The 12,343-nt window shown below is 64.9% G+C and carries 5 protein-coding genes; all 5 read left to right on the top strand.

Features of this window, described 5'->3' with window-relative positions:
• The first annotated feature begins 10 nt into the window (after window positions 1-10).
• Window positions 11-1,564, top strand: coding sequence for a serine/threonine-protein kinase (locus tag J3U06_RS08485; protein ID WP_267444922.1), 1,554 nt, complete (start codon window positions 11-13; stop codon window positions 1,562-1,564).
• A gap of 165 nt (window positions 1,565-1,729) precedes the next feature.
• Entirely contained in the window at window positions 1,730-7,156 is a 5,427-nt protein-coding gene (locus J3U06_RS08480; RefSeq protein WP_267444921.1) for an Ig-like domain-containing protein, read from the top strand.
• 6 nt (window positions 7,157-7,162) lie between these two features.
• On the top strand, window positions 7,163-8,668 hold the full coding sequence (locus J3U06_RS08475; RefSeq protein ID WP_267444920.1) for an AAA family ATPase: 1,506 nt from the start codon (window positions 7,163-7,165) through the stop codon (window positions 8,666-8,668).
• Window positions 8,669-8,671: 3 nt separating this feature from the next.
• The gene (locus J3U06_RS08470) at window positions 8,672-9,922 is read left to right on the top strand and encodes a DUF58 domain-containing protein (RefSeq protein WP_267444919.1); all 1,251 of its coding nucleotides are present in this window, start codon (window positions 8,672-8,674) and stop codon (window positions 9,920-9,922) included.
• Window positions 9,919-12,330 (top strand): transglutaminaseTgpA domain-containing protein, encoded by a 2,412-nt coding sequence (locus J3U06_RS08465; RefSeq protein ID WP_267444918.1) that lies wholly within the window; start codon window positions 9,919-9,921, stop codon window positions 12,328-12,330. Before J3U06_RS08470 ends, J3U06_RS08465 begins: the two co-directional genes overlap by 4 nt.
• Window positions 12,331-12,343 lie beyond the last annotated feature (13 nt).

Below are 12,343 nucleotides of genomic sequence, written 5' to 3'. Positions count from 1 at the left end.
GTAATGTCCCTTGCAGCAGAACGGTTCCCACCCCCAGCGCCCAGGTGCGGTTCCAGCCATGGACGATGCGCCAGCGCTGCCCGGGCTGCGGCTTATGCGTCCCTTGGACCTGGGGGGCACCGCCGCCGTCTACCTGTACGAGCAGGAGGGGCTCAACCGACCTGTGGCGGTCAAGGTGGCCCTCCAAGGAAGCATGGACCAGCAGACCCATCAGCTCTTTCTGCGGGAGGCCAAGACCCTGGCCAAGCTCTCCACCCACCCCTGCATCCTGAGCATTTACCAGGCGCTTGTCAGCGATGACGGACGGGATTGTCTGGTGCTCGAATACGCTCCAGGCGGCAGCTGCAAGGCCATCATGCTCAAGGGAGGCATGGATCAGGAAGGCGTGCTGGACCTGGGAGTGCGCATGGCCTCGGCCCTCTACTGCGCCCATGAACGCGGAATCCTGCACCGGGACGTCAAACCCAGCAACTTTCTGATCACCGACCAGGGCCTGCCCGTCCTGGCCGACTTCGGCATCTCCTCGGGCATCTATGGAGGCGAACGGGCCGGCGGCCTTTCCATACCCTGGGCGGCTCCAGAGGTCCTGGCCAACCGCTCAGGAGGGTCCGAGGCCAGCGACATCTACTCCCTGGGCGCCTCGCTCTTCGGCATGCTGGCCGGCCGCTCCCCCTACGAGTACGCCTACCGGGCCAGGGATGAGGATCACCTGTCACAGCTGATTCTGACAGCTGAGACCCCGGTTCTGCACATGGGTGAGGCCTCTCCTATGCTGGCTGCGGTTCTGGAGAAGGCCATGGCCCATGACCGGGACGACCGCTACTACTCGGCACTTGAGTTCGGCCGCGCCCTTCAGGAGGTCCAGCAGCAGCTCTACGGCCATGCGACGCCTTTCATCGGCGAGGGAATCGACCCCTATCCCAAGGGGGATGTACGCCCGCACGCCCATACCGGAGCCATTCCGGGCGGGACGGAGAACAAGGAGTCCGGTCACACCTGGACCGGGACAGGGACCAGTTCCGAATCGCGTCTGCAACCAGACAGGGAGGCGGTCGCTGACCATGGAGACAGCCAAGCCAGGCGGTTTCCTGGCGGCCGCCGCCTGATTCTTCTGGCGCTGATCCTCGCTGCCGTCCTGGCCGTTGCCTTGGTCTGGGCCTTCGTTGTCGGCCTGCCAAACGGATCCGAGCGAGGTTCACAGCCGACTACAGGAGCCTCCCAGATCCAAACCCAGCAGGCGCAGTCCCCGGACCCGACGGATTCGAGTGGCCCCCAGGATCTGCAGGAGGGCGCGGTTCCCTCGCCCACCCAGGGTCAGGGCCGTTACCAGGGCACCACGGCAGTTTTCACCTGGGCCAATCCCGACCCCAAACCGGGAGACAGCTACGTTTGGCATCCCCTGGACCAAGGTGGCAACGACGACCGTGGCCGCAGCGTGCAGACTCGACAGCCGACCGCCCGCATCGACGATCCGCAGGGGGGCCAGACCTGCATCAGCGTCACCCTGGTGCGGGCCGACCGGAGCATGTCCCAGGAACCGACCATCATCTGCGCTGTTCAGTAAACCCTCGGTGGATGAATTTTCACATTCGACCACCCCGACTTTCACAGACCACCAAGCCCCTGCAAACCAGCTAAAATCAGTCCTCAGAGAGAGCATTTACGGCGGTCCGGGACGAGTTAAGAAGCTAAGCCTGTGTGGCAGGACAGGAAAGGAACCCAGGGGATTATGGACTTGCAGGGAGGATTCCTGCGGATGCGCCGGGCCGGGCTGCGCCTGCGGCATGCTCTGGCCGTCCGCGCCAAGAACCCTGCCGCCATCCTGGCCGTCACGCTGACGGCGCTGGTTCTGCTCATCCTGGGCGTCTTATTCGTGCATGGGGTGGACCGCCGTGCCGTTCAGGTGGATGACGGCAGCATCTGGATCACCTCCCAGAACGAGCGTAAGGTCGCCCGGTTCAAGCCCGACATCGGAGAGGCGGACGTGGCCCTGTCGACGGGCACCGACCACTTCGACCTGGCCCAGAGCGGATACGCGGTCATCCTGGGCCGGGAGGGAGGCATGGCACCCATAGCGGCCTCCACCGCCACCCTGGGGGACACCACCCGTTCGGATGCCAGGGTCCAGCGGATGGTCAACGGACCCACACTGGTTCTCTTCCAGGCGCGGACCGGCAAAATCTGGGTGGGCCGGGCCGCTTCGCCGGGAGATCTGGACCCGCAGCGCCGGGACCCTGTGCTGACCCTGGGCTCCGGGGCCTCCGTCACCGTGGATGCCTCCGGAGCCGTCTACGCCTACCGGCCCTCGGACGGGGTCGTGTTGAGGATCGACGGACCAGACTCCCGGGCCCACCGTGAACTGGACTCCCTGACAAACCACATCCCCGTCCGGGCCACTGCCTTCAGCGTCATCGACGGAAGGCCCGTCCTTTTGGCTGGTGACCGGCTTTACTGGCCCCAGGGATCCATCCGGATACCGCACCGGGGAGACCTGCAACTCCAATCCACTCCAGTGGATATGGACCGCCAGGGACCCTGGGTGGGCCTGACCGATCAGGAAAGCGTCCACCTGGTTGATCTGGATCACCCCAGCAATAAGGTTGAGACTGTAGACACCGGCGGCAGCGGTCAACCCGCTCAACCGGTCTCCTCTGGCGGATGCCTTTGGACGGCCTGGGCCTCTTCGGGGAACAATTTCCTGCGATTGTGCGCAACAGGGACAGCCATGCCGCAGGTTCGGTCACCGCAGCCGCGTGCCTCCACCCTGGAGGCCATCGGCCCCACCTCGGATCTAGTCTTCCGAGCCAACCACCGGAGGGTCATCCTCAATGACGTACTGACCGGCGATGTCTGGAATCCCCGAACCTCCACCAAGGTGATTCGGCCGCAGTGGCAGACCATGGAGGTCAAACACACGGACAGGACCGATCAGCGTCAGGACTCGGCCGACAATCGTCAGCGGTTCGCTGCCACCTGTCGATCAGGATCCCAACCCATCCAGGCCGAGGACGACAGTCTGGGCATTCGGGCCGGATCCAGAGCCCTGCTGGATCCCCTGCGTAACGATCACCAGACCGACTGCTCGGTTCTGCGAATCGAGGATGCACGCAGCTCACAGGGCAACCTTCGCCTGACCCCGGTCATGAACGGCCGCTACCTGCAGGTGGATGCCAGCGACGCACCTGTCGGCCGGGCCCGGATCAACTACTCCATCACCGACGGACGCGGCCAGGTCTCCTCGGCTGGCATCGACCTCAACATTGCCCCAGCCAAGATGGACCGAGGCGATCAGGCACCGGTCCAGAACGATACCCCTCCCGAGTACGAGGTGGAGCAGGGAGCCACAACCACCGTCAACGCCCTGGCCGGCTTCGAGGATCCCGACGGGGACCCCCTGACCCTGGCCGGTGCCGAGTCCGTCAATTCGGATCGGATATCCCTGTCCACCAGGGCTGACGGACAGCTGACCATGAGTGCCGGATCGGCCACCTCCGGTCAGCTGGCAGTCAAAGTCACTGTTTCAGACGGAGTCATGAGCGGTCAGGGACTCATCTATTTCACCATTAGACCCGTCAACACCTTGGCCCCACTGGTCGATCCGGTCATTCGCCAGGCCACTGCCGGCCGAGAGGCCACCGTGGACCTGAGCAGGAGCGTACACGCCAATGCCGCTCAGCCCCTCCGCCTGATCCGGGTCGACAAGCCCGACGGAATCCAGATAAAGGTCAACACCGAGAGCCTTTCCTTCACTGCCACCGCCGCCAACCCGGGCACCTATTACGTGCCCTACCGGGTGGCCCAGGGTGACCGGGAGACCCAAGGGCTGGTCAGGCTGGAGGTAGAACACGACCATGGCGGATCCGCGCTGCCGGTTCCTGTCAACGATGTAGCCCTACTTGGGACCGACCAGACCGCCATCGTCGATCCGCTCGACAACGACCTGGATCCCATGGGCGGAGTGCTGGCCCTGACCGATGTGCGGGTGGATCCGGACTCCGGCATCAAGGCCGGCATCGTGGACCACCGCCGGGTCTACCTGTCTGCCAGAAAAATCCCCACACGGCCGCTGAGCATTGCCTACACAGTTGCCAACGCCAGCGGCAGCGCCCAAGGGACCATCGTCCTGCAGCCTCCCTCCCTGAGCAGGGCAGCCTCAGCGCCCAAGGCCCCGAATCTGACGGTAGGGGTCCGCTCATCGGGCCTGGTCACGGTTCCAGTCATGGACAAGGTCACCCACGCTGACGGGACCAGCGTCACCCTGGATCAGCAGCTGACTACGGATCAGCGGGTCTTTGCGGGCCTGGCCTTCGTATCCGGGGATACGGTCAGATATCAGGCCAGCGAGCGCACCGGGGACTTCACGGCCACCTATACGGTCAGGGACGATCTGGGCAACGCGGCCTCAGGCACCATCACCTTCCGGGTGCATGCCTCCGACCCGGCCAGCAAGCCCGCGCCTACACCCAAGGATCTGCGGGCCCAGGTGGCTGCCGGGACCAAGGTGCGCATCCCCGTCCCCCTGACCGGCATCGACCCGGACGGAGACTGCGACACCCTGTCCGGCTTGGGCAATCAGGCACCCAGGCTGGGCAGGATCGTCAAAGCCGGTGCCGACTACCTGATCTATGAGGCCTATCCCGACTCGCATGGCACTGACGAGTTCACCTACGCCGTGGAGGACTGGATGGGGCAGCGTGCCCAGGCACACGTGCGCATCGGCGTCTTCCCCGACTCCTCGGTAACCGGGGTCTTCGCCCGGGACGACAAGGTCAAGCTGCGGCCCGGGACCGTGGCCGACGTGCCGGTTCTGCTCAACGACATCTCCGGGGATGACCACTCCTTGAGCCTGGACCCCCACCTGGAGCGCCAGGGCCTGGACCAAGCCAGCGTAAAGGACGACATGATCCGGCTGACCGCCCCCTCACAGCCAGGCACCTCCTATCTGGTCTACCGGGCTCACAACCGGGCAGGGCTGAGCGACCAGGCCACTCTGACCGTGGTCTCGGATCCCCAGGCCCCCATCCAGCCGCCCATAGCGCAGGATTACCAGGTGGCTCCCGAGGATACGGTGGATAAGCGCAGCGTGGAAGTCAATCTGGCCGACTCCATCAGCAATCCATCCGGCACCCTCGATGACCTGCGCCTGGGGATTCATCCTGGGGCCAGGGCCCATGCCAGGACCGTAGGCGAAACCGGCTCCACCAAGCTGGTCATCGACCTGACCAACCAGGCCAGGGCCGTGCCTTACACCGTCACCAACACCCGGTACAAGATCACCTCAATGGCCTTTGTGAAGGTCCCCGCCTATGGGGTATTCCCCCCGGTCCTAAGACCACGCGCTCCGGCCCTCAAAGTGCGGGCTGGTCAGAGCATCACCATCGACATCGCCGATCAGGTCAGGGTGGGCGCAGGCAAGACCGCACGGATCACCTCCCGCCAGTCCGTTTCCGCCACCAAGTCCGACGGGTCCGACCCCTATGTGGACGAGCACACCCTGAGGTTCACCGCCGCCAAGGACTATGCCGGTCCAGCCTCATTGACCTTTGCCGTCCGTGATGGGGATCCAGGCAGCCAGGCCATCGTCAACGAGTCGGTGCTGACCCTGCCCATCACCGTAACAGGCGGCAGAGCATCCCCGCCTGTCCTCTCGGCACCGGTCATCGATCTGGTGGCCGGGGAGCCGGCACAGACCATCTCCCTGCCTGCCATGACCCGTTGGCCTCAGGGAAGCGACCCAGCAGACAGCACATTCTCTTCCGGGGACCCCCAGGGGCCGATCCATGCCAAGCTGAGTCCTCGGGGCCAGCTGAACGTGTCCGCTGACAAGACCGCAACGCCTGGCACCAAGGCCACCCTGTCGGTAACCATCGCCGGTTCATCCGGCCAGGTGCATACGGTCCTGACCTTCCGCATCGTCGCCACCACCCGGCCTCTGGCTTCGGTCCCCTCACGCCAGGTGGGGCTCAAAGCCGGTCAGAGTCTGGAATTGAACCTATTCGACGATGCCCTCAACCCCTTCCCCGACACCCCGCTGCGCGTGGTCGGCCTGGTCAGCGACGACACCTCACGTCTGACAGCCAGCAACCTGGGCGACGGGAGGATCGCCATCAAAGCCGATCGTGACATCGGCGCCTCCACCAACACCATTCTGGCCACGGTCGAGGATGGCAGCCGGGATCCGGGCCGCCGGGTGAGCGCCACCATCACCGTGGGCATCATCGACCGCCCTCAGGCCCCCAGAATGCTGTCGGGCGCGGCCCAGGCAGGCGACGGAACGGTTCTGCTGGCCTGGGAGCCGGGTGCAGCCAACGGCAGTCCGGTGGACGAGTATCGAGTCTCCTACACCTCATCGGCAGGCTCGGGACAACGCTCCTGCGGCAATGCCGTCACTTGCCGGGTCGACGGGTTGGACAACGGCCATGATTACTCCTTCACTGTCCAAGCCCATAACCAGGTGGGCTGGTCCCCCGCCTCCTCGCCGGCGGCAGCAAGGCCAGACGCACTTCCCGGAGGCGTGCAGGCACTGACTGTGGACGGCGGCAGCAAGGAAACCCTGACCGTCACCTGGCGTCCGCCAGAGAATCATGGCCCACCCATCCAGGGCTATACGGTCCACGGGGAGGGTTCCGGCTGCGGTTCGCCACGATGGCGGTCGGCCACCTCCACCAAGGCGGTCTTCGATGTGGGTCATGACGAGTCCGGAGGCACCTGCACAGTGAGCGTGACCCCGGCCAATATGGCCGGATCAGGACCTGTGGCCTCAGCCTCTGGAGCCACCTGGTCGCACCCGGATCCGCCTGCATTCCAGACTCTGGAGTACCAAGGCAAGGATCAGGTCAAGCTGGTCCTGAACCCTGGTGCCGAACACGGCCGACCCTGCGCAGACATCCAGGTGAGCATCGATGGCCTCGACCCCGGCAAGGCTTCCTGGACCCTGCCATGCGGTCAGCCGGAGGTCAGTGATGTCATCACCCTGCCCGCCGGATCAGTCAAACCTGGTGCCAGGCTGAACTTCCGGGCGGTAGCTCGCATCCGTGGAGTGGGGTCCGAAGGCCATTCGCCCGCCGCCACCAAGGAGCTGACCCTGCCCGAGGATGCCGACAAACCAAGCGACAAGACCCTTACCCGTCAGGGGTCCCTCAGCAGACAAGGATGAATGACCATGGATGATCGAAGCGCACAGGAACCCATCCAGCAGGACGGCACCATCCCGGATGACGCGACCAGGAGGAGTACCCCCAAGGCCGCCCGCGAGGCAACCAACGAAGGCCGACGGATCCCCGCCGACCGACTGGATGTACTCAAGCGACAGCGCCAGGCCCTCATGGCCGGTCTGGGGCAGCAGGAATCTGACTCGGCGGCGAACGACGACCGGACCAGGCCCGGCCGCATCCCCGTGGCTGCCGGACAAGAAATGAATCAGAAATCCGGGACGGAATCTGCCCCATCGGACCGCACCATGGTGGAAGACGGGACTATCCCCGGTCATCAGCCAGTCCGTGACCTGTTCTCCCGGTCCTCCTCAGCTCCTGCAGGGCCTGACCTCGTCGACGCCACCGATCAATCCCGTCACCCACAGCTGGAGCGCACCTCAGTTCCCAGATACGAAGTCGAGACCGGGCAGAACCAACGGCCTCCCACCGAAGCAGGAGGTCAGGCATCAGAGACCAGGCAGCAGCGACGTTCAGGCCATGCCACAGGCAAGAACCAGGCCCCCGTGGATGTGTCGACCTTCGCCAACCTCTTCCGCTCCATCGTGGACAACGTCGGCCAGGCGGTGCTGGGCAAGGAGGAAACCGTCGCCTTATGTGTCACCGCCCTGATCGCGGGAGGCCATGTGCTCCTGGAAGACAATCCGGGCACTGGCAAGACCCAGCTGTCACGCGCCCTGGCTGCCTCCATCGCCGTGGACTGCAAGCGGATCCAGTTCACCCCGGACCTGCTGCCCTCCGACCTGTTGGGTGTGACCTTCTATGACCAGGCTCAAGGACAATTCTCCTTCCGGCCCGGCCCGGTCTTTGCTTCCCTGGTTCTGGCCGACGAGATCAACCGAGCCTCCCCCAAGACCCAGTCGGCCCTGCTGGAGGTCATGGAGGAGGGCCAGGTGACCGTGGATGGCCGCACCTACCGCCTCCCTCGGCCATTCATGGTGATGGCTACTCAGAATCCCATCGAACAGCTAGGCACCTATGCCCTGCCCGAGGCTCAGATGGACCGCTTTCTGATCCGCACCTCGCTTGGGGCGCCTGGGCACGATGCCAGCATGCGCATTCTTGAAGAAGCCGACATCCGCGACCGGGCAGGCCTGGTGGAACCGGTGGTCGACGCCGCCCAGGTGGAGGCCATGGCTGCCTGCGCCTCCGAGGTTTTCTGCGATTCCTCCATCATGGAATACGTCATCCACATCATCGAAGCCACACGGCACAGTCCCGCCATCCGGGTCGGCTCCTCCATCAGAGGCGGGCTGGCTCTGGTCCGTTGCGCCAGGATCCGGGCCTGCGCCCAAGGCCGTGACTACGTGATTCCCGATGATGTCAAGAAACTGGTCGACCCCATCCTGGCCCACCGGCTGATCCTGACCTCCCAGAGCAGGCTGGCGGACATGGATGAACACCAGGCGCTGGCCGAAGCCCTGGCCAAGGTTTCCGTCCCCACAGGAGAGCAGTGAGCCATGACCGCCTTCGCCAGCCGAACTGCCCCGAAAGCTAGACCGACATCCTCGACAGGATCCGAACAGAGCCTGCAATCCCGGGCCGCCGGCCTATGGCAGTCGATCACTGCCCTGGGCCGGGCTATGGCTCTGGCCACGCTTCTGTGCGTTCTGGCCTTCGCCCCTACAGGCTGGCGTGAACTGCTGGCGGGCGCTCTGCTGGGCGTGGGCATGCTCCTACTGGGGTTGTTGATGAGCCTGGGCAACCTGTCCTGTAGCGCTGAAACGAGCCTGGACCAAGGCCACCTGGAGGTGGGTGGCCAGGCCGAGCTGATCCTGGTGCTGACCAACCCAGGCAGCCGCTCCACCTGCCGCGGCCGAATCGGCCTGGCCCTAGGCCAAGGAACCGTCATGGCACCGCTGCCAGCCCTGACACCCGGTCAGAGTCACCAGATCCGCTTGAAACTGGAGGCCAGGTCCCGTGGCGTGATTGACCTAGGCCCGGTGACCATGGAGGCTGGGGATCCGCTGGGGCTCATCCGTCGCCGCCGAATTCTGAGCGGCGCCCGCAAACTCTATATCCATCCCCGCACGGTGGCACTGCCGCCCCTCGAAGCCGGATTGGAGCGCGACCTGGAGGGGGACCCTGGCCCCGGCATTGTCGACGACGATCTGGAATTCCATGCCCTACGCCCCTACGTTCCGGGCGACGACATAAAACGGGTTCACTGGTTATCCACCGCCCGGGCCGGCACCCTGATGGTCCGCCAGTACGAGCCCACCCTGCGCACCAGAATCAAACTGATCCTGGACGGCCAGGCCATATCCTACAGGAGCGCGGATGAGTTCGAGCTGGCAGTCGAAATCTATGCCTCTCTGGGCTGCCGATGCCTGCTTGACGGCCGTCGGCTGCAAGCACTGGCCCCAGAACCGGACGATCCCGATGCCCATGGGACCACCACCCTGCCTACGGAGGATCCCCGAAGCTTTCTGGATGCCTGCAGTGCCATCCGCCCCCGCCAGGACAGCTACGACAAGCCCGATCTGGCTGATGCTCCCGAGCAAACCAGTCTGATCATCCTGGTGACCGGTCCGCTGGGTGACCGCCAACCCTCAGTCCTAGCGGACGGATCGGCCCAGAACGCATCCCCGGTCATGCTGCTAGCTGCTGACCTGGATGCCCATCCAAGCCTGCAGATGCAACCGGGGTTGGTCAGCGCTGTTGTGGGCAACAGGAAGGACCTTCCCATCCTCTTGGAGAACCAGCCATGAGCACATCCGCATCATGGATGGACCAAGCCCAGAGGGAGCCTATCCGCCTGATCGACCGGTCTGGTCTGCAATCCACCGTCGACCCGACCAGGCGCCGCTCCCCCGCTATTCTGGTCGCCGCATTGGCCCCACTCGATCTGCTGGCCGGACTCCAGCTGCTGCCGGTCTATGGCAGCCTGCCCTTCTGGCTGACAGTGGGAGCCGCCGCCTGTCTGACCGGACTGCTGATCGCCATGCTCCCCCGGCGTGGGATCGCCACTGCCCTCCTGCAGCCTCTGCTGCTGATTGCCGCCCAATTCCTGCTAGGGCCTATATTCGCTCTGAACGGGACCACCCTGGCCCATGTCCTGCCCACTTGGGCAACCCTGGCACAAGGGTGGTCCGCCACCTTCGGCGCCTTCAAGACCCTGGCAGCCATCGATCCACCCCTTGGACAGGAAGCAGGCGGACTAATGGCCCTGTGGACGCTGATGCTCTGGACCTGTTATCTGGCCGTACTGCTGGCCCGTCATGGCCTGGGCCGCAACCTGGGACGGCCGGCGCATCCCGTGGCCGTCCTGACAGCCACCCTGCCCATCCTGGCCACCATGGCTCTGTCAGCAGCCCTGGGCACCAGCAGAGGCCTCTATCCGGCGTTGACAGGTGGCATCCTCTGGGTGCTCCTGCTGATCTGGTGCGCCAGTGGGCTGGGGCTGCTGCGTCTGCAGGGGCCCGCATCCGCCCTCCTGACCCTAGCCCTGGCAGCTGGACTGATGTTCTCCGCTGGACTCCTGCCCGCCCCGACCCGACTAGTCATTCGCGACCACTACCAGCCGCCCATAGACCCCTACCAGTTCACCAGCCCCTTGAGCGATTACCGCGCCTACATCAAACGCCACCGCGACGATACCCTGGTCACGGTCCGCAACCTTCCCACTGGCACCCCAGTTCGTATGGCCGTCATGGACCGTTATGACGGCAAGGTCTGGAATCTGTCCGACTCCTCAGGTGCAGGAGCCGCCGACTACCGGCGCATCGGTGCCCGGATCCGCACAGAAACACACCAGGAGAAGGACAAAAACACCAAATCGACCGGACGACCTTTTACAGCGACCTTCCAGATTCGAGAGGGATTCAACCACGCCTGGTTGCCTTCCGCTGGACAGGTCAACGGTATCGATACGGATAAGGGCCTGCAAAGGGAGGATCTCTACTTCAACAAGGCCACAGACACTGTCCTGACCGATCAGGCCCTGCAGAAGGGAACCAGCTATACAGTGCATGGCCTGGCCGAAGATAGACCAGCAACCCGTCGCATCGCCGACAGCGATCCGGGAGATGTGCAGGTGCCTCCCCTGGCGGATGCTCCAGAGAGCCTGCCCAAGGCGGCTGCCTCCATGACCTCCATGCAGGTGCGCGGCGGTGCCAGGGCTCTGGCCATCGAGGAACGGCTGCACCGGCAGGGGTGGTTCTCCCACGGTCTGGCCGGCGATTACCCCTCGGCCTCCGGCCACGGCGACTATCGAATCAATCAACTCCTGCAGGGCCAGGCCATGGTGGGCGACAGCGAACAATACGCCTCAGCCATGGCCCTCCTGGCCCGGCAGATGGGTCTGCCATCCCGGGTGGTCTTGGGATTCCTGCCCAAGAACCGTGACGGCTCCATCAGCAGGGAACGGACCAGGACCCAGGCGGACGGCAGCACCAGAATCGACTTCACAGGACGCGATGCCCAGGCCTGGGTGGAGGTCAACCTAGAGGGTCTGGGATGGGTCCCCTTCTACCCCACGCCACCGGAGACCAAGACCCCTGACAGGTCCCTGGACTCTACGCCACCCAACCCGCGTACCCTGGTTCGCCAGCCACCACCCCCGCTGGTCGATCCTCCCCGCGACGACCGGACCACCCAGGGTCGGACTACCGTCGGCGGGCAGGAAGCATCCCGGCAGTCTTCACCCTCCTTCTGGAAGCGGTACGGCCCTTTGATAGCCAAAGTGGCGCTCTGGACCATGCCGGTCTGGCTGCCCGCTCTCCTGGCTCTGCTCCTGCTGGCCGTCAAGGCTTGGTTGCGCCGACGGGCCCGGTCGACCGGCGATCCGAAGACACGCATCCGCGCCGGCTGGCGACAGATCGGCAACCTGGGCAGACAGACCGGCCTGTCCTTGGATGGCACCCGTAGCGAGCAGGCAGCTCTGATCGCCCAGACCCTGCTGACCGACCCCCCAGGGTCCTCGTCGGCTGGGCTGCGTTGGGATCTGGATCGACTGCGCAGCATGGCTGATCAGGCCTCGTTCGACCGTCATCCTTCAGATGAGCAGGAGGTCGAAGACTGCTGGCAGCTGGTAGACAAGCTCAGATCCGCCATCCTGGCATCCCTGCCGCGAACCCGACGCTGGCGCACCCTGCTTTCCCCTAGGCACCTGCGTTGACCTGTCTGCAGCC

The organism is Bifidobacterium sp. B4142 (genome assembly GCF_026537325.1).
Taxonomy (GTDB): domain Bacteria; phylum Actinomycetota; class Actinomycetes; order Actinomycetales; family Bifidobacteriaceae; genus Bombiscardovia.
Note: the sequence above shows the minus strand (reverse complement) of the source record. Positions and strands in the feature narration are given on the sequence as shown.